This is a genomic window from Nocardiopsis sp. EMB25, from assembly GCF_026797795.1.
Lineage (GTDB): Bacteria > Actinomycetota > Actinomycetes > Streptosporangiales > Streptosporangiaceae > Nocardiopsis > Nocardiopsis lucentensis.
In genome coordinates this window covers 1310414-1334248 of the sequence record NZ_JAMTDN010000001.1, presented here as the reverse complement: position 1 = coordinate 1334248, position 23835 = coordinate 1310414, and the positions used below count along the sequence as shown (strand labels likewise).

Annotated in this window: 20 protein-coding genes; 5 read left to right on the top strand and 15 right to left on the bottom strand. The window is 70.7% G+C overall.

The features are described from left to right. Nucleotides 1–4: 4 nt before the first annotated feature. Genes purU through KIK06_RS05775 form a run of 6 tightly spaced genes read right to left on the bottom strand, consistent with a single transcriptional unit; the run spans nucleotide 5 to nucleotide 7300 of the window. On the bottom strand, nucleotides 5–856 hold the full coding sequence (gene purU, locus KIK06_RS05800; protein ID WP_268642249.1) for a formyltetrahydrofolate deformylase: 852 nt from the start codon (nucleotides 854–856) through the stop codon (nucleotides 5–7). Between the two features lie 41 nt (nucleotides 857–897). Next, a complete protein-coding gene (locus KIK06_RS05795; protein ID WP_268642248.1) occupies nucleotides 898–2271 on the bottom strand; it encodes an L-serine ammonia-lyase in 1374 nt (457 codons plus the stop codon). Next, nucleotides 2268–2879 (bottom strand): sarcosine oxidase subunit gamma, encoded by a 612-nt coding sequence (locus KIK06_RS05790; RefSeq protein ID WP_268642247.1) that lies wholly within the window; start codon nucleotides 2877–2879, stop codon nucleotides 2268–2270. Before KIK06_RS05790 ends, KIK06_RS05795 begins: the two co-directional genes overlap by 4 nt. Beyond that, on the bottom strand, nucleotides 2869–5739 hold the full coding sequence (locus KIK06_RS05785) for a 2Fe-2S iron-sulfur cluster-binding protein (RefSeq protein ID WP_268642246.1): 2871 nt from the start codon (nucleotides 5737–5739) through the stop codon (nucleotides 2869–2871). Before KIK06_RS05785 ends, KIK06_RS05790 begins: the two co-directional genes overlap by 11 nt. Further along, the gene (locus KIK06_RS05780; protein WP_017600063.1) at nucleotides 5736–6035 is read right to left on the bottom strand and encodes a sarcosine oxidase subunit delta; all 300 of its coding nucleotides are present in this window, start codon (nucleotides 6033–6035) and stop codon (nucleotides 5736–5738) included. The genes KIK06_RS05785 and KIK06_RS05780 overlap by 4 nt, the downstream gene beginning before the upstream one ends. A 17-nt stretch (nucleotides 6036–6052) precedes the next feature. Beyond that, nucleotides 6053–7300 carry a sarcosine oxidase subunit beta family protein gene (locus KIK06_RS05775; RefSeq protein WP_268642245.1) on the bottom strand — a complete coding sequence of 416 codons (1248 nt, stop codon included), beginning with the start codon at nucleotides 7298–7300 and terminating at the stop codon, nucleotides 6053–6055. Nucleotides 7301–7377: 77 nt separating this feature from the next. On the opposite strand from KIK06_RS05775, the gene KIK06_RS05770 reads away from it, so the two are divergent. Next, on the top strand, nucleotides 7378–8034 hold the full coding sequence (locus KIK06_RS05770; RefSeq protein WP_268642244.1) for a GntR family transcriptional regulator: 657 nt from the start codon (nucleotides 7378–7380) through the stop codon (nucleotides 8032–8034). Nucleotides 8035–8170: 136 nt separating this feature from the next. Here the strand turns inward: KIK06_RS05770 and KIK06_RS05765 are convergent, their stop codons facing one another. The 8 genes from KIK06_RS05765 to KIK06_RS05730 all read right to left on the bottom strand — a co-directional run bounded on the left by KIK06_RS05765 (nucleotide 8171) and on the right by KIK06_RS05730 (nucleotide 20012). Beyond that, nucleotides 8171–10498, bottom strand: coding sequence for an FdhF/YdeP family oxidoreductase (locus tag KIK06_RS05765; RefSeq protein ID WP_268642243.1), 2328 nt, complete (start codon nucleotides 10496–10498; stop codon nucleotides 8171–8173). Between the two features lie 3 nt (nucleotides 10499–10501). Beyond that, nucleotides 10502–12238 carry a BCCT family transporter gene (locus tag KIK06_RS05760; RefSeq protein ID WP_268642242.1) on the bottom strand — a complete coding sequence of 579 codons (1737 nt, stop codon included), beginning with the start codon at nucleotides 12236–12238 and terminating at the stop codon, nucleotides 10502–10504. Nucleotides 12239–12243: 5 nt separating this feature from the next. Further along, nucleotides 12244–13410, bottom strand: a complete 1167-nt coding sequence (locus tag KIK06_RS05755; RefSeq protein ID WP_268642240.1) for an aromatic ring-hydroxylating oxygenase subunit alpha — start codon at nucleotides 13408–13410, stop codon at nucleotides 12244–12246. A gap of 110 nt (nucleotides 13411–13520) precedes the next feature. Beyond that, a complete protein-coding gene (locus KIK06_RS05750; protein WP_268642239.1) occupies nucleotides 13521–15971 on the bottom strand; it encodes a GcvT family protein in 2451 nt (816 codons plus the stop codon). 34 nt (nucleotides 15972–16005) lie between these two features. Next, nucleotides 16006–16635, bottom strand: a complete 630-nt coding sequence (locus KIK06_RS05745) for an MBL fold metallo-hydrolase (RefSeq protein ID WP_268642237.1) — start codon at nucleotides 16633–16635, stop codon at nucleotides 16006–16008. Then, nucleotides 16632–17717 carry an S-(hydroxymethyl)mycothiol dehydrogenase gene (locus tag KIK06_RS05740; RefSeq protein ID WP_268642235.1) on the bottom strand — a complete coding sequence of 362 codons (1086 nt, stop codon included), beginning with the start codon at nucleotides 17715–17717 and terminating at the stop codon, nucleotides 16632–16634. Before KIK06_RS05740 ends, KIK06_RS05745 begins: the two co-directional genes overlap by 4 nt. A 29-nt stretch (nucleotides 17718–17746) precedes the next feature. Further along, a complete protein-coding gene (gene glyA / locus KIK06_RS05735) occupies nucleotides 17747–19027 on the bottom strand; it encodes a serine hydroxymethyltransferase (protein ID WP_327084631.1) in 1281 nt (426 codons plus the stop codon). A 196-nt stretch (nucleotides 19028–19223) separates the two neighbouring features. Continuing rightward, on the bottom strand, nucleotides 19224–20012 hold the full coding sequence (locus tag KIK06_RS05730) for an IclR family transcriptional regulator (RefSeq protein WP_268642234.1): 789 nt from the start codon (nucleotides 20010–20012) through the stop codon (nucleotides 19224–19226). A gap of 129 nt (nucleotides 20013–20141) precedes the next feature. On the opposite strand from KIK06_RS05730, the gene KIK06_RS05725 reads away from it, so the two are divergent. Then, a complete protein-coding gene (locus KIK06_RS05725; RefSeq protein WP_241479729.1) occupies nucleotides 20142–20462 on the top strand; it encodes a bifunctional 3-phenylpropionate/cinnamic acid dioxygenase ferredoxin subunit in 321 nt (106 codons plus the stop codon). Beyond that, nucleotides 20459–21640: an NAD(P)/FAD-dependent oxidoreductase gene (locus KIK06_RS05720; protein ID WP_268642233.1), complete on the top strand. Its 1182-nt coding sequence runs from the start codon at nucleotides 20459–20461 to the stop codon at nucleotides 21638–21640. Before KIK06_RS05725 ends, KIK06_RS05720 begins: the two co-directional genes overlap by 4 nt. Before the next feature lie 211 nt (nucleotides 21641–21851). On the opposite strand, the gene KIK06_RS05715 is transcribed toward KIK06_RS05720, so the two are convergent. Continuing rightward, on the bottom strand, nucleotides 21852–22157 hold the full coding sequence (locus KIK06_RS05715; RefSeq protein ID WP_268642232.1) for a hypothetical protein: 306 nt from the start codon (nucleotides 22155–22157) through the stop codon (nucleotides 21852–21854). Between the two features lie 70 nt (nucleotides 22158–22227). On the opposite strand from KIK06_RS05715, the gene KIK06_RS05710 reads away from it, so the two are divergent. Both KIK06_RS05710 and KIK06_RS05705 read left to right on the top strand, forming a co-directional pair. Next, nucleotides 22228–22458: a hypothetical protein gene (locus tag KIK06_RS05710; RefSeq protein ID WP_268642231.1), complete on the top strand. Its 231-nt coding sequence runs from the start codon at nucleotides 22228–22230 to the stop codon at nucleotides 22456–22458. Nucleotides 22459–22652: 194 nt separating this feature from the next. Continuing rightward, nucleotides 22653–23816: an AI-2E family transporter gene (locus tag KIK06_RS05705; RefSeq protein WP_268645861.1), complete on the top strand. Its 1164-nt coding sequence runs from the start codon at nucleotides 22653–22655 to the stop codon at nucleotides 23814–23816. Nucleotides 23817–23835 lie beyond the last annotated feature (19 nt).

The window sequence follows — 23835 nt, the reverse complement described above, 5'->3', positions numbered from 1 at the left end:
GGGGTCATCGGAAGACGACGGTGCCGCGGCCGTTGAGCAGGACCCGGTGTTCGCAGTGCCAGCGCACCGCCCGGGACAGCGCGAGCGCCTCTGCGTCGCGGCCCACCGTCGCCAGCGCGCGCGGGTCGTGGGAGTGGTCCACCCGCAGCACCTCCTGCTCGATGATCGGGCCCTCGTCGAGGTCGGCGGTCACGTAGTGCGCGGTCGCCCCGACGTACTTCACGCCGCGCTCGTAGGCCCGGTGATAGGGCTTCGCGCCCTTGAAACCCGGCAGGAACGAGTGGTGGATGTTGATCACGCGTCCTTCGAGCTTGGCGCACAGGTCGTCGGAGAGGACCTGCATGTACCTGGCGAGCACCACGAGGTCGGCGTCGTACTCGTCGACGAGCTCCAGCACGCGCGCCTCGGCGGCGGCCTTGGTCTCGGCGGTCACCGGCACGTGGACGAAGTCCAGACCCGCCGCCTCGGCCATGGGGCGCAGGTCCCCGTGGTTGGACACCACGCCGACGATCTCCCCGCCGAGGTTGCCCGCACGCCAGCGGAACAACAGGTCGTTGAGGCAGTGGGCGGTCTTGGACACCATCACCAGGACGCGCGGCTTCCGCTCGTCCCACAGTTGGAACTCCATGGCGAACTCCCGTGCCACGGCGACGAACTCGCGCCGGAGGTCGCCGACGCCCAGCTCCGGCGCCGAGCACGAGAACGACGTCCGCAGGAACAGCCGACCGCGGACGTCGTCGTCGAACTGCTTGTGCTCGACGATGTCGCACCCCCGCTCGACCAGGAACTCGGTCACCGCGTGGACGATGCCCGTCCGTTGCGGGCACCGGAGAGTGAGAGTGAAGGTTCGCGCCACGATGTCCTCCTCAGTGTGCGGGGGTGAGAGTTCTCGGCCGGTCAGCACTCGACGATGTTGAGCGCGAGCCCGCCACGAGCGGTCTCCTTGTACTTGTCCTTCATGTCGGCGCCGGTCTCCCGCATGGTCTTGATGGCCTTGTCCAGGCTCACGTGGTGTGCGCCGTCGCCGCGTACCGACATCCGCGCCGCGGTGATGGCCTTGATGGAGGCGATCGCGTTGCGCTCGATGCAGGGGATCTGCACCAGGCCGCCCACCGGGTCGCAGGTGAGGCCGAGGTTGTGCTCGATCCCGATCTCCGCGGCGTTCTCCACCTGGGCGGGGGTGCCGCCGAGTACCTCGGCCAGACCGGCGGCCGCCATGGAGCAGGCGGAGCCGACCTCGCCCTGGCAGCCGACCTCCGCGCCGGAGATCGAGGCGTTGCGCTTGAACAGCATGCCGACCGCGCTCGCGGCGAGCAGGAAGCGCACGATCCCGTCCTCGTCGGCACCGGGCACGAAACGGTCGTAGTAGTGCAGGACCGCCGGGATGATCCCGGCCGCGCCGTTGGTCGGCGCGGTCACGATCCGCCCGCCCGCCGCGTTCTCCTCGTTGACCGCCAGGGCGAACATCGTGACCCATTCCATGGCGCCCAGCCGATCCCCGGACTCGCCCGCGGCCTCCAGGTCCTCCCGGCTCGCCGCGGCGCGCCGCCGGACCCTGAGCCCGCCCGGCAGCACGCCCCGGGTCGTCGAGCCGCGCTCGACGCACTCCCGCATCACCGACCAGATCTCCAGCAACCCGTCCCTGGTCTCCCGCTCGGTGCGGCGGGCCCGCTCGTTGGCGAGCATGATCGAACTGATGGACAGTCCGGTGCGGTCGGTGTGGGCCAGCAGCTCGTCGCCGGTGGAGAACGGGTACTCCACCGGCGTGGCGTCCTCGACGACGGCCTTCTCCCCGGCGGCGTCCTCGTCCACGACGAAGCCACCGCCGACCGAGTAGTACGTGCGGACCGCGACCGGGGTCCCCTCGCGGTCGAACGCGTGGAACTCCATGCCGTTGCTGTGGAAGTCGAGCCGCCTGTTCCGGTGCAGGACGACGTCGTCGTCGACCGAGAACCCGATCACGTGGCGGCCCGCCAGCTCCAGCTTCCCGGTCGCCGCCACGTCGTCCACCATGGGTTGGGCGGCGACGGGGTCGACCGTGTCGGGGGCGTGGCCCGCGAGCCCGAGCACCACGGCCTTGACGCTGCCGTGCCCGTGGCCGGTAGCGCCGAGCGATCCGAACAGTTCGACGCGCACCGACGCCACCCGCGGCAGGAGCCGCTCGTCCCGCAGGGCCCTCGCGAACGTCCCCGCCGCGCGCATCGGACCGACGGTGTGCGAGCTCGACGGTCCGATGCCGACCGTGAACAGGTCGAACACGCTCAGACTCATGACACTCCCGCCAGGTACTCGACGCACGCGTCGCTCAGCCACGCGGCCAGGTACTCGGCGAAGGACGACCGCACCAGCACGGTGAACACGCCGGCCTCGGCGTCGACGACCTGGAGGATGACCCCGGCCCTGGCCAGCAGGGTCTGCACGCAGGTGCCGGTCGGCGCCGCCGACGGGTGCAGGTCGACGGCGCAACCGTGGGCGAGGACGTCCCGGACGTGCGGTCCCGCCAAGGCCACCGTCGTGCGCTGGGCCGAGGTGTCCACGACCGCGCCCCGCGCGGACCCGAGGGCCGTGCGTAGCGCCTCCTCGACCGGAACCCGCGGGTCCAGGTCGGACCGGGCCACCACGAGGAACTCGTCCGGCCCCAGCCACAACACCTCCACGTCGCCGAAGGGGCCGTCGCCCCGGGTGAACGTGCACGGGTCGGCGGGGAACGCGACGCCCAGCGCCGCACCCAGCGCGGCCACGGCGTCCGGGTCCGAGGCCCGCACCGTGAGCTGGGTCAGGAACGGCCGCTCCGCCACCGTCAGCGCGGGCGCGAGGCCGGCGAGGCGGTCCGCCCAGGCGGCGAGCGGGCTGGTCCGTGAGCTGGTGTCAGCCGTCACGGCGGGCTCCTTCCCTGTCGTAGAGAACGGACTCGGTCACGGTGACCGGCACGAGGTCGTCCCCGACGGGGACGTAGAGCGTCTCCCCCACGCGTTCGTGGCCGGAGCGCACGACCGCGAGCGCGAACGTCCGGTCCAGCGCGGCGCTGCGGTAGCTGGAGGTGATGTGGCCGAGCATCGGAACCGGGGGGTCGGGCAGCCGGTCGGTGCCGACGACCTGCGCGCCCTCCGGCAGCTGGATCTCCGGGTCGGCCGGCAGCAGTCCGACGAGCTGCTTGCGGTCCGGCCGGTTGTTCTCCGCCCTCGTGTGGGACCGCTTGCCGATGAAGTCGGCCTTCTTCTTCGACACGGCCCACGACATCCCCAGGTCCTGGGGCGTGACCGTGGCGTCGGTCTCCTGGCCGACGATCGGATAGCCCTTCTCGGCGCGCAGCACGTGCATGGTCTCGGTGCCGTACGGCGTGATCCCGTACTTCTCGCCCTCCGCCATGAGCGCCTCCCAGACGGCCAGGCCGTGCCAGGCGGTCACGTTGACCTCGTAGGCCAGCTCGCCGGAGAAGCTGATCCGGCACACCCGGGCGGGAACGCCCGCTCCGACGTCGAGCACGGTGTCCCGCCATGTCATGAACCCGAAGGCCTCGTTGCCCACGTCCAGGTCGGGGGCGAGCTCGGCGAGCACGTCGCGCGACCGGGGCCCCACCAGGGGGATCGTGGCCCAGTGCTCGGTGACCGAGGTGGCGTACACGTCCAGGTGCGGCCACTCGGTCTGGAGCCACTCCTCCATCCAGTCCAGGACCATCGCGGCGTTGCCGGTCGTCGTGGTCACCAGGAACCGGTCCTCCGCGAGCCGGATGACGGTTCCGTCGTCGATGACCATGCCGTCGACGCCGCACATCACCCCGTAGCGGATCCGGCCGACCTTCAGGGCGCTCATCTTGTTCGTGTAGAGCATGTCGAGGAACCGACCGGCGTCGCGGCCCTGGAGGTCGATCTTGCCCAGGGTCGAGCCGTCCATGAGGGCGACGCCCTCGCGTGCCGCGCGGCACTCCCGCAGGACGGCGGTGTCCATGTCCTCACCCGTCCGGGGAAAGTACCAGGGCCGCTTCCACTGCCCCACGTCCTCGAACAGCGCGCCGCGCGCGACGTGCCAGGGGTGCAACGCGGTCACGCGCGCCGGGTCGTGCAGCTCGCCCCGGTCCCGTCCGGCCAGCGCGGCGAAGGACACCGGGGTGTACGGCGGTCGGAACGTGGTGGGCCGCTGTTCGGAGAGCTCGACGCCCAGCTCCTCGGCGACCAGTCCAGCGGTGATCATCCCGGACGTCTTGCCCTGGTCGTGGGCGGTGCCGATGGTCGTGTACCGCTTGACGTGTTCCAGCGAGCGCAGCCCCGCGCCGGTGGCGCGCAGCACGTCGGAGACCGTGGCGTCGCGCTGGAGGTCGACGAAGCGGGTGTCCGGGGCGCCCTCTCGGAGCTCGCCCGGGACGCGCCACAGCACCATGCCGGGCCGCTCGTCGGTCCGCGCGCCCGAGACCGGCAGCTCGACCTCGCCCACCGGCGCGAACCCCGCGGCGAGCGCGGCCGCGTGCCCGGCGTCGCGGCCCTGCCGAAGACACGAGGTGAGGTCCAGCGCACCCGTCGCCGACCCCGCGACCCGCACCGTCGGCAGCTCCTCGCCGGGGACGAAGGCGCCGAGCTCGGAGTCGTAGCGCAGCGTGCCGCGCGCCTGGCTGAACAGGTGCACGACCGGGTTCCAGCCGCCGGAGACCAGCAGGGTGTCGCAGTCGACGGTCTCCGGGCTCCCCTCGGTGCCGGGCAGCGGGGCGACGTGGGCGTCGGTGATCCGGGCCCCGCCCTCGGTGCCGGTGACGACGTGACCGGCGCGCACCTGGATCCCCCGGGCGGAGCACCGCGCGGCGAGAACACTGGGCGCGGCGGGCCTGGCGTCGACGACCATCGCGACGTCCATACCGGCTCTGGCGAGGTCGATCGCCGCGCGGTAGGCGCTGTCGTCGGTGGTGAAGACGACCGCCCGCGTGCCGGGCAGGACGCCGTAGCGGTGGAGGAAGGTGCGCGCCGAACCGGCGAGCATGATCCCGGGGCGGTCGTTGTCGGCGAAGACGACGGGGCGCTCGTGGGCGCCGGTGGCGAGCACGGTCTGCTTGGCCCTGATCCGCCAGACGCGCTGGCGGGCCGCGTCGGCGGGCGCGTCGAAGCCGAGGTGGTCGGTACGGCGCTGGAGGGCGAGGACGAACCCGTCCTGGTAGACGCCGAACGCCGTGGTGCGGTCGAGGACCAGCACGCCGGGGGTGTTCCGCAGCTCCGCCGCGATGTCGGCCGCCCAGTCCTCCGACAGCCGTTCGCCGAGGTACTCCCTGGTGCCGAGCAGCGCGCCCCCGGCCTGGTTCTGCTCGTCGACCACGACGACCCGAGCGCCGCCGCGGGCCGCGGTGAGCGCGGCGACCAGGCCCGCGGGCCCCGCGCCGACGACGAGAACGTCGCAGTGCACGTGCTTGGCGTCGTAGCGGGCCGGGTCGGGTTCGGAGGCCAGCCTGCCCTGTCCGGGCAGGCCGTGGGCCACGAGTCCGTCGTAGAGCTCGACGGTGGTCGCGGTCAGCATCGGTTCCGGGAACGGCTGCTCGATCTGCACCAGCGACGTCGGGTCCTCCGAGCCCGCCGCCACGATGCCGCGCGGCCTCCCGTACTTGACGCTGGTGCCGATCGCGTGCACACCGTTGGCCAGCAGCGCGGACGCCAGGGTGTCCCCGGGGTGCCCGGTCATCGACCGGCCGTTGAAGGTGAAGCGCAGTGCGGTGTCCCTGTCGATGAGGCCGCCGGTGGGCAGCCGGAAGGTCGCGCTCACGAGACCACCTCGTCCCTCTCTCCGAGATCGGGCATCGGCTCACCGGCGTCGTAGACGGCCAGCAGGTCGTAGGTCCTGGTGTCGCGGACGGCGTTGAACCACCGGCGGCAGCCCGCGCTGTGGCTCCACCGCTCGGCGAACGGGCCGCTCGGGTTGTCGCGGAAGAACACGTACCGCGCCCACGCCTCGTCGGTCAGCGCGGCCGGGTCCTGCGGGTAGGCCACGTGCGCTTGGCCGCCGTAGTGGAACTCGGTTTCCTCGCGCGGCCCGCACCACGGGCAGGGGATGAGTTGCATGCCTGGCTCCTTGTTCCTCAGTGCGCGACGGCGGCTGCGCCGTGCTCGTCGACGAGGGCGCCGGTGGTGAACCGTTCGAGGGTGAACGGTTCGTTGAACGCGTGCGGTTTGTCGTGGGCGATGGTGTGCGCGAAGCAGTCGCCGACGCCGGGGGTGGCCTTGAACCCGCCGGTGCCCCAGCCGCAGTTGAGGTAGAGGCCCTCGACCGGGGTGAGGCCGACGATCGGGGAGGCGTCCGGGCTCACGTCGACGATCCCCGCCCAGGTCCGCAGCAGGTGCGCTCGGGCGAAGATCGGGAACAGCTCCAGCGCGGCGGACATCTGCCGTTCGATGATGTGGAACGACCCACGCTGGCCGTAGCCGTTGTAGCTGTCGATCCCGGCGCCCATCACCAGTTCGCCCTTGTGTGCCTGGGACACGTAGACGTGCACCGCGTTGGACATCACCACGGTGGGGTGCACGGGCTCCAGCAGTTCCGAGACCAGTGCCTGCAGGGGGTGCGACGCGAGCGGAAGCCGGATACCGGCCATCTCCGCGAGGACCGAGCTGTGGCCCGCCGCGCACAGCCCGACGCGGCCCGCGGCGATGCGGCCGCGGGTGGTCTCCACCGCGGTGACCCGGTCGCCGACCGTCTCGATCCCGGTGACCTCGCAGTTCTGGATGAGGTCGACGCCCATCTCGTGGGCGGCGCGCGCGTAGCCCCAGGCCACGTAGTCGTGCTTGGCGATTCCGGCGCGCGGCTGGTAGGTCGCCCCCAGCACGGGGTAGCGCACGTCCTCCGAGATGTTGACGATCGGGCAGACCTCCTTGACGCCCCGCGGATCCAGCCACTCGGCGTCGACGCCGTTGAGCCGGTTGGCGTTGACCCGCCGCACGCTGTCGCGCACGTCCTGGAGGCTGTGCGCGAGGTTGAGCACCCCGCGCTGGTCGAACAGGATCGGGTAGCCGAGGTCCTCCTCCAGGCCCTCCCAGAGCTTCAGGGAGTGCTCGTAGATGCCCGAGCTCTCGTCCCACAGGTAGTTGGAGCGGATGATCGTGGTGTTGCGGGCCATGTTGCCGCCCGCCAGCCACCCCTTCTCCAGCACCGCCACGTTCGTGATGCCGTGCACCTTGGCGAGGTAGTAGGCGGTGGCGAGGCCGTGACCGCCGCCGCCGACGATCACGACGTCGTAGAAGGTCCTGGGCTCCAGGTCCTCCCACAGGAAGTCGGGGTGGTCGGGCAGGTGCGCGCCGGGTGGCTGGGCGGGGGACGCGGGGTCGGTCATCGCGGTGCCTCCAGCGGAAGGGGGAACGCCATCTGATAAACTACTGATATATCAGTCTTGGTAGTACTGTAGGTCACATGGGAACTCAGGTCAACAACCAATCGCCGGGAGCCTCACTCGCGGAACAGGCCTACGTCGCGATCCGCGACCGCCTGGTGATGCTGGAGATCCAGCCGGGCGACCCGATCAACGAGGACCGGCTCAGCACCGAACTCGGCATGGGGCGCACACCGATCCGCGAGGCGTTGAAGCGCCTGGAGCGGGACCGCATGGTCGTGGCCTACCCGCGCCGCGGCACCTTCGCCACCGACGTGCAGATCTCCGACCTGGCACACATCTCGGAGGTGCGGCGCACCCTGGAGCCGCTCGCCGCCTCGGCGGCGGCCGAGCGCGCCACGCCCGCCGACCGCGCCGAGCTCACCGGGCTGCGGTCCCAACTCGAGGGCGACCAGGGGGACGACACCACCGAGCTGCTCCGCACCGACGTCGCCGTGCACCGGGCGATCTACCGGTGCGCCTACAACCCCTTCCTCGAGGACACGCTGATCGCCTACGACAGCCTGGCCACCAGGATCTGGTGCGTCTTCATCCCCCGGCTGTCCGGGGTGACCGGTCACGTGGACGAGCACGTCCCGCTCCTGACCGCCATCATCGACGGCGAGGCCGACCGGGCGGCGGAGCTCGCGCTCAAGCACGTCACCGGGTTCGAGGAGGCCATCCGCGCCCTGATCTGAACCGGGGCGGGGACGTGTCTTCTCTGATCCTCCGCTTCGCTTCGGACCGCCCGCCGCCCGCCGCCGTCCTCAGTCGCGCAGACCCCTGCCGGCGCCCGAACACCACCCCCCGGAGTGACGTTCCGAGCAGCGGAACCTAGTCGGCATCGGCATGGGGCTCCAACCGCACCACGACCGCCTTCGACACCGGCGTGTTGGACCTGTCCGCCACCGCGCCGAGCGGCACCAGCGGGTTCGCCTCCGGGTAGTAGGCGGCGGCACACCCGGGGGCCGTCGGATAGGACACGATCCGGAACCGGCGGGCGCGGCGCTCCTCGACGCCGCCGCGCGGATCGGGCCACTCCGAGACCAGGTCGACCAGGTCCCCGTCGGCGAAGCCGAGCGCGGCGATGTCACCGTCGTTGACCAGCACCACGCGGCGCGCGTCCTCGATGCCCCGGTAGCGGTCGGACAGACCGTAGATCGTGGTGTTGTACTGGTCATGGCTGCGCAGCGTCTGCAGGAGCAGTCTGCCGTCGGGGACCTCGATCGGTTCGGGGACGTTGACCGTGAAGTTCGCCCGTCCGGTCTCCGTCGGGAAGGTCCGGGAGTCGCGGGGCGGATGCGGCATCACGAACCCGTCCGGCTCCCGCACCCGCCGGTTGTAGTCCTCACAGCCCGGCACCACCCGCGCGATGTGGTCGCGGACGACGTCGTAGTCGCGCTCGAACTCCTCCCACCGCACCGGATGGTCCGCGCCGAGCAGTCTGCGGGCGAGACGGCTGACGATCGCCACCTCGGACAGCAGGCGCTCGCCCGCGGGTCGGAGCCTGCCCCGGGAGGCGTGCACCACCGACATCGAGTCCTCGACGGTGACGAACTGCTCCCCCGACCTCTGGACGTCGCGCTCGGTGCGGCCGAGGGTCGGCAGAATCAACGCGGTCTCGCCCGGCACGACGTGCGAGCGGTTGAGCTTCGTCGAAACGTGCACCGTCAGCGCGCAGCCGCGCAGCGCCCTCTCCGTGGCCTCGGTGTCCGGGGTGGCGGCGGCGAAGTTCCCGCCCATCGCGAACAGAGCCCTGATGCGCCCGTCGTGCATCCCGTGCAGCGCCTCGACGGTGTCCACGCCGTGTTCCCGCGGCACCGTGACCCCGAACTCGCGCTCCAGCGCCTCCAGGAACGACTCGGGCATCCTCTCGTAGATGCCCATGGTCCGGTCGCCCTGCACGTTGGAGTGCCCGCGCACCGGGCACACCCCGGCCCCCGGCTTGCCGATCATGCCCCGCAGCAGCATCAGGTTGACGGCCTCCCGGATGGTGGCCACGCCCTGCTTCTGCTGGGTCAGACCCATCGCCCAGCACACCACGGTGCGCTCGGAGTCCATCAGCATGCGCGCGATCCGCTCGATCTGCCGCCGCTCCAGCCCGGTGGCGCGTTCGGTCGCCGTCCAGTCGATCCGCCGGGCCTGGTCGAAGAACTCCGCGAAGCCGTGCGTGTGCGCCCCGATGAAGGCGCGGTCCAGCACCGTGCCCGGCGCCGCGTCCTCGGCCTGCGCCAGCAGCCCGGTCAGGGCGCGAAGCAGCGCGAGGTCACCGCCGATGCGGATCTGCGCGAACTCGTCCGCCAGCGCGGTGCCCCGCCCCACGATCCCGCTCGGCCTCTGCGGGTTCTTGAACCGGTACAGCCCGGCCTCCGGCAGCGGGTTGACCGCCACGATCCGACCGCCCCGCCGCTTCACCCTCTCCAGCGACGCCAGCATGCGCGGGTGGTTGGTGCCCGGGTTCTGGCCGAGCACCAGCACCAGGTCCGCGTGTTCCAGGTCGGCCAACGAGACCGAGCCGGTACCGATCCCGATCGTGTCCTTCAGTGCCACCCCCGACGACTCGTGGCACATGTTCGAGCAGTCGGGCAGGTTGTTGGTGCCAAAGCACCGCACCATCAGCTGGTACGCGAACGCCGCCTCGTTGCTGGTCCGACCCGAGGTGTAGAACGCCGCCTCGTCCGGGGAGCCGAGCGAGGCCAGGTTCTCGGCGATGACGTCGAACGCCGCGTCCCAGCCGATCGGCCGGTAGTGCCCGTCGCCGCGGCGCAGGATCATCGGCTGTGTCAGCCTCCCCTGCCGGCCGAGCCAGTAGTCGGTGCGCTCGGCCAGTTCGGCGACGGAGTGGCGGGCGAAGAAGTCGGGACCGATCCGGCGGGTCGTGGCCTCCTCCGCGACCGCCTTCGCCCCGTTCTCGCAGAACTCGGCGGGTTTGCGCCGGTCGCCGTCGGCGGCCTGAGGATCCGGCCACGCGCAGCCGGGGCAGTCGAACCCCGCCCGCTGGTTGATCAGCGGCAGCGTCCGCACGGTCCGGCCGACGCCCATCTGTTCCCGGCTCCGCTGGAGTGAGACGAGAACACCGGTGAGCCCGGCCGCGGCGTGGCCGGGCTCACCGACGCGCAGCGCGTCCTCGTCGACGTCCTGATCGAAAACGCGCTTCTTCATGTGTCAGACCTTGTCCTTGACGGCATCGGGGTCGTCGGTGTCCGAGCGGTCCGCGCCGTTCGGTTCGCCGTTCGGGTCGGTCCAGCCCTCCTCGATGAGGTTCTGGGAGAGCTGCGCGGTGAACTCCCCCTCCTCGAGCAGGTTCTGGGAGATCTGTCCGGTGAACTCGTCACCTTCGAGCAGGTTCTGCGAGACGTGCTCGGTGAGCTCCTCGCGCTCCATCCTGCGTTGGGCCCGGATCTGGCGGCGGCGTTCCTCCCCGAGCTGCTTCCACGTCGCGGCGCACATCAGCAGCATGACGACGCTGAACGGCAGAGCGATGAGGATGGCGCCGACCTGGAGGGCGCTCAGACCCCCCGCGAGCAGCAGCGTGATGGCGACCAGTCCCTCGGCGGCCGCCCAGAACACCCGGCTCCAGACCGGGGTCTCGTGACTGCCCCCGGAGGCCAGCATGTCGACCACGAGCGACCCGGAGTCCGACGAGGTCACGAAGAACAGCACGATGAGGATGACCGCTCCCGCGACCAGGACGGTGCCTCCCGGCAGTTCGCCGAGCAGGCCGAAGAGGGCCCCCTCGGTGTTCACGGACCCGTCCGCCGCGACGCCTCCCCCGGAACCGAACAGCTCGCGGTACAGGGCACTGCCGCCGAACACGGTGAGCCACAGGAAGGTGACCGCGGTCGGCACCAGCAGGACGCCGGTGACGAACTCCCGCACCGTCCGGCCACGCGAGATACGCGCGATGAACACACCGACGAACGGCGCCCAGGACATCCACCAGCCCCAGTAGAAGGTCGTCCACCAGCCCTGCCACTGGGCGCCGCCCTGGCCCTCCAGAGCGGTGGTGTCGAAGCTCAACCGGAGCAGGTTCTGGAAGTAGAGCCCGATCGACTGCACGAACTCCCGGAGGAGGAACAGCGTCGGCCCCGTGACCAGCACGATGAGCATCAGGACGACGGCGAGCCCCATGTTGATCTGGGAGAGCCACTTGACCCCGCGCTTCACACCGGTGGTCACCGAGAAGATGGCCAGCGCGGTGATGCCGCCGATCAGGACGATGTTCGTCCAGTTGCCCGGGTCGCTGACGATCCCGAGCACGTCGAGCCCGGAGGCGATCTGCAGTACGCCGAGGCCGAGCGAGGTGGCCACCCCGAACAGGGTCCCGATGACCGCGACGACGTCGATCAGGTCGCCGAGCCAGCCGTTCACCCGCCGTCTGCCCAGCAGCGGCTCCAGTGCCCAGCGGATCGAGACCGGACGCTTCTTACGATGGATCGCGTAGGCGATGGCGAGGCCGACCACCACGTAGATCGCCCACGGGTGCAGGCCCCAGTGCAGGAACGTCTGCACCAGCGACTGCTGGGCGAGCTCCTGCGACGTGCCCTCGACGCCCGGCTTGGGGCTGGCGAAGTGGTTCAGCGGCTCCGCGACGCCCCAGAACACCAGCCCGATCCCCATGCCCGCGGCGAACAGCATCGAGAACCAGGTGCCGAGTTTGAACTCGGGCTCCTCGTCGTCGGGGCCGAGCTTGATGTCGCCGAACCGGCCGAGGCCCACTCGGATCGAGAACACCACGAACCCGCACACGATCAGGATGTAGTACCACCCGAACGCGCCGATCACGGTGTCCTGCAGGGTGGTGATCGCCGTGGACACGACGTCGGTGAAGACCGCCGTGAACGCGACGAATATCGTTACCAGAATCACTGAGGGCCAAAAGACCCTGGGGGCAGTGATCATACTGACTATTCACCGTCCTTGTCGGGGGAGAGTACGTTCTGCACCCATTGGTGGAACTCGCCGATGTGGTGTTCGGAGGGAACGAGGACACCGCCGTCGGCGTAGGCCCGCGACGACATCGCGGGCTGGCAGCGCTCGCAGGCGTCGAAGTCCTGCTGGTTGACCCGGTGGAACAACTCGACGGAGTGCGAGACGTCGCGGCCGGACGCCACGACGTCCTTGCTGTACAGCCAGTCGCATTCCACGACGGTGCGGTCGGCGGCCAATGGGAACATCCGGTGCAGAATAACGTGATCCGGGACCAGGTTGACGAAAACCTGCGGTCGGACGGTGATCGCGTAGTACTTGCGGTCCTGGTCGGAGTCCACCCCGGACAACGTGTCGAAGCCCGCGCTGCCGTCCACGGTGAACCCGGAGACCTCCTCACCGAAGGCCGCGCCGTGGCCGACGAAGTACTGGGCCGCGTAGCCGTCGGCGAACTCGGGCAGCACCTCGGTGAGCTCGGGATGGATGGTCGCGCAGTGGTAGCACTCCATGAAGTTCTCGATGATGAGCTTCCAGTTGGCCTTGACGTCGTAGGTGATACGCCGGCCGAGTTCGAGCCCGTCGATCTCGAAGTTGTCGATGGCCTCCAGCGACCCCAACCGCCCGGTGACGTCGGCCTGCACGGTGTCGGCGAACGAGGGCGGGTCCTGGGCGAGGCACAGCCACGCGTAGCCGAGCCACTCCCGCAGGTGCACCGGCTTCAGGCCGTACTCGGTCCGGTCGATGTCCGGCATCGAGGTGAGGTTGGGGGCGGCGACCAGCCTCCCGTCGAGCCCGTAGGTCCAGGCGTGGTAGGGGCACTGGAAGTTGCGCTTGACGCTGCCCGACTCCTCCACACAGAGCTTGGCGCCCCGGTGGCGGCAGACGTTGAGGAAGGCGCGCAGCGCGCCGTCGCGGGACCGGGTGACGATCACGCTCTCCCGTCCGACCTGGACCGTACGGAAGTCACCGGGCTTGGGCAGGTCCGCGCCGCGGACCGCGCAGAACCACATCCGCTCGAAGATCCTCTCCTGTTCTCGGGTGAAGACCTCCGGATCGGTGTAGGTGTGGCCGGGCAGGGTCGGGATCAGGCTCTCGGGCAGTGCGGAACCGCCGGTGGCCGAAGGGGCGACGAGGTTCTCGGTCAATGTGGTCTCCGTTCCGTGCGGTGCGGACGCTGACGGGGCACCGGGGATCGAGGGGGCGGGTCGGGAGCGTTCGCGGTCTGTGACCGGTGGCTGGGAGCGCCGCGTCCGGCTCACGACCGGATGCGGGTCATGTCGGGGTCGAAGAGCGGTTCGGCCGCGACCACCGCGGGGACGCGCTCACCGAAGTACTCGATCTCGACGGGGGTGCCGGGCCGGGAGACCTCCGCGGGCAGCCACGCGTAGGCGATGTTCTTGCCGATGGTGTAGCCGCGCGCGGCGCTGGTGACGTAGCCGACCGGCGCGCCGCCGGCGTGGACCGGCTCGGAGCCCATGACGACCTGGTGGGCGTCGTCGATGGTCAGGCAGGTCAGCTTGCGCGTGACGGTGTCCTCGGAGCGGCCCTTCAGGGCGTTCTTGCCGTGGAAGTAGCCCTTGTTCATGCGCACGGCGAAGCCGAGCCCGGCCTCGTAGGGGTCGTGTTCGGTGGTCATGTCCGCGCCCCAGGACCGGTAGCCCTTCTCCAGCCGCATGCTGGCGAAGGCGCTGCGGCCCGCGGCGATGACGCCGTGTTCCCGGCCCGCCTCCCAGAGCGTGTCCCACAGGCGGCGGCCCATGTCGGCGGTGGTGTAGAGCTCCCAGCCCAGTTCGCCGACGTAGGACAGGCGCATCGCGGTCACCGGGACGTCGCCGATGAAGGCCCGCTTCGACCTGAAGTAGCCCATCGCCTCGTGCGAGAAGTCCTCGCGGGTCAGCGGCTGGAGGAGCCGCCGGGCGGCGGGACCCCACAGCCCGATGCAGCAGGTGCCCGCGGTGATGTCGCGGACCTGCACGCGTCCGCCGGGCGGAAGGTGCCTGCGCAGCCAGTCGAGGTCGATCGGGCCGTTGGCGCCCACCTGGAAGCGGTCCTCGGCGAGCCGGGCCACGGTGAGGTCGCTGCGGATCCCGCCGTCCTCGTTGAGCATGAGGGTGTAGACGACCGATCCGACCTTGCGGTCGAGCTGGTTGGTCGTCATCGTCTGCAGGAACGTCAGCGCCTCGGGACCGGTGACCTCGATCCGCTTCAGGGGCGTCATGTCGAACATGGCCACCCTCTTGCGCGCCACCAGTGCCTCGGCGCCCGCGATCGGCGACCAGTACCGCGCGGCCCAGTCGCCCCGATCGGGGATCTGCCCGACCTCGGGCAGGTTCGCGTTGGCCTCGTACCAGTGCGGCCGCTCCCAGCCGCCCCCTTCGAGGAACACCGCGCCGAGGTCGGCCTGGCGCTCGTGGAACGGGCTGGTCCGCAGCGGTCGCGGCCGCTCGGCGGGCTGCAGCGGGTGCAGCACGTCGTAGACCTCGTCGAAGGCCTGGCAGCTGCGCAGGTGGACGTACTCCGGTCCCCGCTCGACCTCCTCGAACCGGCTGAGGTCGCAGGTGTGCAGGTCGATGTTGGGCTGACCGTCGACCAGCCACTCCGCCATCGCCTTGGCCACGCCCGCGGAGTGCGTGATCCACACCGCCTCGGCCAGCCAGAAACCCTGGAGGTCGGGGTGCTCGCCGAGCAGTGGGTTGCCGTCCGGGGTGAAGGAGAACAACCCGTTGATTCCCTCGTCGACCTTGGCGTCGGCCAGGCACGGCAGCAGGTCGACGGAGTCCGCCCAGGAGGTGTCGAAGTCGTCCGGGGTGAACGGCGTCTCCGACGGCATGGTGGGCGCGACACCGGGATCGAGGATCTCGTCGGCGGAGATCGGCATCGGGCGGTGCTCGTAGGCGCCGATGCCGATGCGGTCGACGTGCTCGCGGAAGTAGAGTCCGGCCTCCTGGTGCCGCAGCAGCGGCTTGCTCATCTCGCGCAGTTCGTCGTTGACGCCCCGAAGGACCGGCAGCGGAGAGGTCTTGGCGTACTGGTGCGCCATCGGGACCAGCGGGACGTCGAGGTCGACCATGCGGCCGATCCGCGGACCCCACATGCCGACACAGGAGACGACGATGTCGGCCGTGAAGGTGTCGTGCTCGGTGACGACGGCCCGGACCCGTCCGCCGCGGCGTTCGATGCCGGTGACCTTGTGGTGCGCGAGGAAGCGTGCTCCGCGGTCCATCGCCCGCCGGGCCTGGGCCTCGGCGGCGCGTACCGGTTTGGCCAGCCCGTCGCCGGGGATGTGGAAGCCGCCGAGAATCTTGCCAGGGTCGAGCAGTGAGTGCAGTTCGGCGCACTCGCCGGGGTCGCGCAGGTAACTCTCCACGCCCCACGACGTCGCCCAACCGTGCCTGCGCTTCAGGTCGGCCCAACGTTCCGGGGTGGTGGCCACCTCCAGGCCGCCGAGCTGCTGGAAACACCACTTGTCGTCGAGCGTCAGCGCGGTGTACTTCTCGACGGTGTACTTGGCGAAATCCGTCATGGTCTTGCACCCGACGGTCTGGTACACCAGGCCTGGCGCGTGGGAGCTGGAGCCGCCGGTGGCGAACAGCGGCCCCTGTTCGAGCACGGTGACGTCGGTCCACCCGCGTGCGGTCAGCTCATCGGCCAGTGCGCAGCCGACGATGCCCGCTCCGATGAGCACGACACGTGGTTGGGTCGGCATAGGGGGGTCCTCCTGATCGTGTGGTCGGAGTGCGTCAGAATCCGCGCTGGATCCAGCCGTCCAGGTGCGGCGCCTCGGCGCCGATGGTCGTGGTGGGGCCGTGTCCGGTGTGGACGACGGTGTCGGCGGGCAGCGTCAGCAGGCTGTCCCGGATCGACTCGATGATGGTCGGGAAGGAGGAGTAGGAGCGGCCCGTGGCGCCCGGCCCTCCCTGGAACAGGGTGTCGCCGGAGAAGACGGCGCCCAGGTCGGGGGCGTACAGCGAGACCGCACCCCACGTGTGGCCCGGCGTGCCGAGCACCCGCAGCGTCGTTCCGGCCACCGCGACGGACCCGCCGTGAGCCAGCCAGGCGTCGGGGGCACGGTCGGGGTGCACCGACCGCCAGAGCGGCTCGTCGTGGGGGTGGATCAGGATCGGCCCGCCGGACTTGTCCGCCACCTCGACCGCGGCGTTGACGTGGTCGTTGTGCCCGTGGGTGCAGACCACGGCGACCACCGAGCGGCCGCCGACCGCCTCCAGCACCGCCCGGGCGTCGTGCGCGGGGTCGATGACGACGACCTCCTCGTCGTCGCCGACCAGCCACACGTTGTTGAAGACCTCCCAGGTGCCTCCGTCGAGGCTGAAGGCCCCGAAGGTCTCGAGGTGTTCGATCCGCGCGCTCACAGGACCACCACCGAGCGCAGGACGCGTCCGTCGTGCATGTCCTCGAAGGCGCGCTCGACGTCGCCGATGCCGATGGTCTCGGTGACGAAGGCGCCCAGGTCGAGCCGGCCCTGGAGGTGGAGGTCGACGAGCATGGGGAAGTCGCGGCTCGGCAGGCAGTCGCCGTACCAGGACGACTTCACCGCTCCGCCGCGGCCGAACACGTCCAGGAGGGGGAGGTCGACGGTCATCTCCGGGGTGGGGACGCCGACCAGCACCACCGTCCCGGCGAGGTCGCGGGCGTAGAACGCCTGGCGGAAGGTCTCCGGCCTGCCGACCGCGTCGATCACGACGTCCGCCCCGTGACCGCCGGTCAGCTCCCGGATCGACTCGATCACGTCCCGGGTGCGCGCGTCCACCGTGTGGGTGGCGCCCAACCGTTCGGCCCACTCGAGCTTCCGCTGATCGAGGTCGACGGCGATGATCGTGCGGGCGCCCGCCAACCGGGCGCCCGCGATGGCCGCGTCGCCGACGCCGCCGCAGCCGAGGACGGCGACGCTGTCCCCGCGGCCGACCGACCCGGTGTTGATCGCCGCGCCGACGCCCGCCATGACGCCGCAGCCGAGCAGTCCGGCCACCTCCGGCGGCGCCTTCGGGTCGACCTTGGTGCACTGACCGCTGTGGACGAGGGTCTTCTCGGCGAAGGCGCCGATGCCCAGCGCGGGGCTCAGCGGGGTGCCGTCCTCCAGCGTCATCGGCCGCGCGGCGTTGTGGGTGTCGAAGCAGTACCAGGGGCGTCCGCGTCGGCACGCCCGGCAGGCTCCGCAGACGGCGCGCCAGTTGAGGACGACGAAGTCCCCGGGCGCCAGGTCGGTGACACCGTCCCCGACGGCCTCCACCACCCCGGCGGCCTCGTGGCCGAGCAGGAACGGGAAGTCGTCGTTGATGCCGCCCTCCCGGTAGTGGAGGTCGGTGTGGCAGACCCCGCAGGCCCGCACCTTCACCAGGGCCTCGCCGGGACCGGGGTCGGGGACCAGGATCGTCTCGACGGAGACTTCGGCCCCGCGCCCCGCGGCCACGACACCCTTGACTGCGTGTACCACTGTTCTTCTCCCTGTCGTGTCGTGACCCGTCACAGGTGGGGGTAGAGCGGGTGCTGGTCCGCGAGCGCCCGCACACGGCCCCGCAGGGCCTGGGCGTCGAACTCGGGCTTGAGCGCCTCGGCGATGATGTCGGCGACCTCGGCGAAGTCGTCCTCACCGAACCCGCGGGTGGCCAGCGCCGGGGTGCCGATCCGCAGACCCGAGGTCACCATCGGCGGACGCGGGTCATTGGGCACCGCGTTGCGGTTGACCGTGATCCCCACCGAGTGCAGCCGGTCCTCGGCCTCCTGGCCGTTGATCGCCGAGTCCACCAGGTCCACCAGGACCAGATGCACATCGGTGCCCCCGGTCAGCACCCTGACCCCGACCTCGGCCATGTCCGGGCGGGTCAGCCGCTCGGCGAGCAGTCGGGCGCCGGCCACCGTGCGGTGCTGGCGCTCGGCGAAGTCCTGGCCGGCGGCGACCTTGAGCGCGACCGCCTTGGCGGCGATCACGTGCTCCAGCGGGCCGCCCTGCATGCCCGGGAACACCGCGGAGTTGATCTTCTTGCCCAGCTCCTTCCTGGCCAGGATCAGTCCGCCGCGCGGGCCGCCCAGGGTCTTGTGCGTGGTGGTGGTGACCACGTCGGCGTGCGGGACCGGGTTGGGGTGCTCGCCGGCGGCGACCAGGCCCGCGAAGTGGGCCATGTCGACCATGAGCAGGGCGCCGACCTCGTCGGCGATCTGGCGGAAGCGCGCGAAGTCGAGCTGGCGCGGGTAGGCCGACCAGCCCGCCACGATCATCTTGGGCTGGTGTTCCTTGGCCAGGGCGGCGACCTCGTCGTAGTCGACGGTGCCGTCCTGGGGGCGCACGTGGTAGGCCACGGCGTTGAGGATCTTGCCCGAGTAGTTGATGCGCATGCCGTGGGTCAGGTGGCCGCCGTGGGCCAGGTCCAGGCCCAGGATGGTGTCGCCCGGCTTGAGCAGGGCGAAGTAGACCGCGGTGTTGGCCTGGGCGCCCGAGTGGGGTTGGACGTTGGCGTGCTCGGCGCCGAACAGGTCCTTGGCGCGGTCGATCGCGAGCTGCTCGACGACGTCGACGTGCTCGCAGCCGCCGTAGTAGCGGCGCCCGGGGTAGCCCTCGGCGTACTTGTTGGTCAAAACGGTGCCCTGGGCTTCCAGGACCGCCTGCGGAGCGAAGTTCTCCGAAGCGATCATCTCCAGGGTCGTCTGTTGGCGGCGCAGCTCATGCGCGACCGCCTCGGCGATCTCGGGGTCGAGATCGCCCAATGCCTGGTCGAGGACCGGGACATCGGGCGTGGTGGAAGCCAACGCACACTCCCCTCATGTGTTGCTTTATATGCAACGCATTCCGTGATACACAACACGTTGCGCTTCACAGTGAGGGTTACCCACAGGTCTGTCAAGACCCTGAAGGACTAGTCCTTGCGGTTTGATCGTCGCTTAATCGTGTATTGATATATCAAGAACACGACACGACGATCACAGAGGTCGCCGCCCCACCCCGTCAGCGGCCCGCGTAGGCCATCCGATCGGACAGGTCACGCGCCCCCTGGCGCAGTTCCTCCACGACCTCGGGGATGCGCTTCTTCGACAGCCGGTACGCCGGACCGGACGCGCTGATCGCCGCGATCACGTCCTGACCGGCCCCGAACACCGGCACGGCGATCGCGTGCAGACCCGGCTCCAGCTCCTCGAACGACGTGGCGTACCCGTCCTCGGCCACCCTCTTGAGGACCTCACCCAGCTCCTGCGGGTCCGTGATCGTGCGCGCGGTGTAGGACACGAGCTCCCCGGCGAGCAGCTCGTCCAACTCGCCCGGGGGCGTGTACGCCAGCAGTGCCTTGCCGCTGGCCGTCGCGTACGACGGCGTGCGCTGGCCGATCCAGTTCTGCGCCGCCACGGCCGAGGTGCCCAGCGCCTGACTCACGTTGATCGCGTTCGCCGAGTCGAGGACCGCGACGTTCACCGTCTCGCCGAGGCGCTCGGCCAGCTCCTCGCACACCGGATTGCCGATCTGGACGATGTCGAGCTGACCGGCGACGGCGCCGGCGAACCGCAACATGCCGATACCGATGCTGAATCTGCCGCGCTCACCGTGTTGCTCCACGAGCTGTCTCGCCTGGAGGGTGTACACCAGCCGCGACGCGGTGGACTTGTGCACCCCCAACTCGGCGGCGATCTCCGTGACTCCCATCTCGCCGCGCGCGAGGAGCTCCAGGATGGTGATCGCCCGGTCCACCGACTGGACCGACGCCGGCTCGCGTGCTCCCGTGCTTTCCATTGAGTTGCTCATAATGCAACTTTAACCGATAGACGCAACTTCCCGAATTTCGCCTCGGACACTCCTTGACTCCGAGCCGATTACGCTCCCATCATAGTGTTGCGTATCGAACAAGTTGTTCCGCGAAGCGCAACGGAGGGCATGATGATCCCAGCATGTGCCGTGGCGGACCTGCCCGAGGGTGAGGCGGTCCGAGTCATGGGCGAAGTCCCGATCGCGGTCTTCAACGTCGACGGCGAGATCTACGCCATCGACGACACGTGCAGCCACCAGGACGCCTCGCTCTCCGAGGGGTGGCTCGAAGGATGCTTCATCGAGTGCCCGCTCCACGCGGCCAGCTTCGACCTGCGCACGGGCCTGCCCACCGGCGCCCCCGCCAAGAAGCCGGTCCGCACCCACTCGGTCGTGATCCAGGACGGCGTGATCTACGTGGTCCCGCAGAACCAGGAGGCAGTCGTATGAGAACCGTTGCTGTCGTCGGGGCCTCGCTGGCGGGGCTGCGCGCGGTCGAGGAGCTCCGGGCACAGGGCTTCGACGGCCGGATCGCGGTCATCGGGGACGAGCCGTACCAGCCCTACGACCGCCCGCCGCTGTCGAAGGCCTACCTCGCGGGCACCTGCGCTCCGGAGAGCCTGCGGCTGGCCGACCAGTCCGACACGGACGACCTGGCCGCGGAATGGCGGCTCGGGGTTCGCGCCGACTCCCTCGACCCCCTCACACGGTCGGTCCGGCTGTCCAGCGGGGAGGAGATCACCGCGGACGGCGTCGTCATCGCCACCGGTGGCCGGGCCCGCCAGCTCCCCGGTTCGGAGGGCCTGGCCGGGGTGCACACCGTCCGGACGCTGGACGACGCGGCGGCACTGCGCGCCGACCTGGAGAACAGCTCGGCGGGGGTGGTGGTGATCGGAGGGGGCTGGATCGGCTCCGAGGTCGCCTCGACCTGCCACGCACTCGGGCGGCCGGTGACCGTCGTCGAGGCGAACCCGACACCGCTCGCCCGCGTCCTCGGCCCGGCCATGGGCTCGGTCTGCGCGGCGTTGCACACCGACCACGGCGTGGCCCTGCGCACCGGCGTGGGCGTGCGGTCCCTGACCTCGGCGGGCCTCGGCCCGTGGAAACGCGTCACCGGCGTGGACCTCGCCGACGGCACGCACCTGCCCGCGGACGTGGTGGTGGTCGGCATCGGGATGCTGCCCAACACCGAGTGGCTCACCGGATCCGGGATCCCCGTCGACAACGGGGTGCTCTGCGACGCCGGATGCGTCACCGCGTTCCCCTCCGTCGTCGCGGTGGGCGACGTCGCCCGCTACCACGGCCCCGACGGACCGGTCCGGCACGAGCACTGGACCAACGCCTCCGAACAGCCCGCCACCGCCGTGCGCAACCTCCTGGCGGGCACGACGATCGAGGAGTACCGGCCGTCCGGCTACTTCTGGTCCGACCAGTACGGGACCCGGTTGCAGGTCGCCGGGCACCCCGCCGACGCCGACGAGGTCACCATCGTCGACGGGTCGCCGAACGACCGCCGGTTCGTCGCGGAGTACCGCCGCCGGGGAGCGGCGGTGGGCGTGCTCGCGATGAACAACCCCAAGCTCTTCGGCCGTCTGCGCCGACAGCTGCGCGACCGCGCGGTCGTGTGACCGCGTGACCGCGTGAGGTGTGCGGGGTCGGGGAACCGGCCCCTGACAGCTGTTCACGACACGTCAGCGCCCCCGATGACCCGGACCCGCCGTCGGGGGCACCGACTCCGCCGAACCGGACCCGCCCGAGCCCCGGTCGGCCTGGTGGCGGGAGGCGTTCGGCGGACACGCGGATCCCGGTGAAGGAGGCTGGAGCGGCGGTGGATCCGGCCTAGACCTCGGGATCGGGCGTCCCGACGATGCCCTCCTCCACCGCGTCGAGGATCTCGTCGAAGGAACGTCCGTTGAGTCTGGACAGCGCGACAGCCGCACCCATCGCGTGCCCGGTCAGGCTGAGGATCAGCGAATCCACGGCATCGGAGCCGCGGGCACGGGTGTCCTCGAGGATCCGGTGAACGATGTCCCGGGCGTCCGCCCTGGCGGTCTCGTCCCCCCGTTCGACGGCCTGGAGGAAGTGGTGGTGCGCGCGGATGATCGCCGCGGCCGCGAGCTGGTCTTCCCCGCCGCCTTGGCCCACCGGCTCCTGCCTTCCTGGAGAGGCGCTGTGCGGGAGGCACGCTGTCGCGCGCGGACACCCGTTGGTCCGCGTGCACTCTCTCACGGCCGCCCACCCGCCGAGGGGCGGTTCGGGGAACGCGGCGGGGGTTCCCCACCCGCGGCCGGGCCCGGGCCGCCGACACGACCTCCTGACCCGGCTCGTCGCGGCCGAGGCCGAGCACGAACTGCCCGGCATGACCAGTACGGCGGGCGATCCCCGGGTCGCGACGGGTCTGGACGGCTACCGGGGCGTCACGGTCGCGGTGAGGTCCCGGGGCTGAGGCGCGGGCGCGTGAGCGGTCCGTGCGGCGGGACACCGAGGCCGGGCACTCGTGGGTGCGGCTATCGTCCGGGGGAGCGGGAAAAGTCCCGGGCACGCGGAGGAAGCCCCCTCGCGGGCCGCGCCACAGAAGGAAGACCCGGCTTGCGCACGAGCACACCACCCCACAGGGCACCGCGCCCCGACCGCGGCGGCATGCCGCCCTGGCTCCCCCGCGCCATGATGCTGGCCATGTGGATCGTCACGGCCTTCGGCATCGCCCTGTGGCTGTTCGTCCGGTTGCAGAACCTCATCATGCTGCTGCTGATCTCGCTGTTCCTCGCGCTGGCGCTGGAACCGGCGGTCAACTGGCTGCACCGGCGCCGCTGGCCGCGCGGGCCAGCCACGGGGGCGGTGATGCTCCTGGTGCTGGCGTTGGCGCTGGCGTTCTTCAGCCTGCTGGGGTCCATGCTGCTGGGCCAGGTCCTGGCCTTCGCCGCCGAAGTGCCCACGATGATCCGCGCCGGGCTGGCCTGGTTCAACACCACGTTCAACACCTCCTACTCCCCCACCACCCTGCTCAACGAGATCTCCAGCGCCAGCGGCGTGGTCGAACAGTACGCCTCCAGGATCGCCGACAACGTCTGGGGCGCCGGGACGACCGTCCTGATACTGCTCTTCAACGGGCTGACGATCGCGCTCTTCACCTTCTACCTGTGCGCCGACGGCCCGCGCTTTCGCCGCGTGATCTGCTCGGTCCTGCCACCGCGCACGCAGCGCGAGGTGCTGCGGGCCTGGGAGATCGCGATCGAGAAGACGGGCGGCTACCTGTACTCCCGGGCGCTGCTGGCCCTGGTCTGCGCGGGCGCGCACTACGTGGTACTGGTCGTGCTGGACATCCCCTTCGCGTTCGCGCTGGCGCTGTGGGTGGGTGTGGTGTCGCAATTCATCCCCACCGTCGGCACCTACATCGGCGGAGCCGTCCCCGTGCTCGTGGCGCTGCTGGAGGGTGTCTGGCCCGCTGTGTGGGTGCTCGTGTTCGTCATCGTCTACCAGCAGTTCGAGAACTACCTGCTCCAGCCCCGCATCACCGCCAGGACCCTGGACATGCATCCGGCGGTGGCGTTCGGCTCGGTCCTCGCGGGCGCCGCCGTCCTGGGCGCGCCCGGCGCGTTGCTCGCCCTGCCGATGGGCGCGAGCCTGCAGACCTTCCTGAGCATCTACATCCGCCGCTACAAGGTCGAGGAGCACCCCCTGCTCTCCGCCGCCGAGGCCGAGGATGAGGGGAAGAAGGAGGAGCCCGCCGCCACCGGAGAGGACGGCGGCGGGGCCGGACCGGAGGACGAGGAGACCGCCGGGGATCCGACCCGGCCGACGTGATCCCTCAGCCCTGGGTACC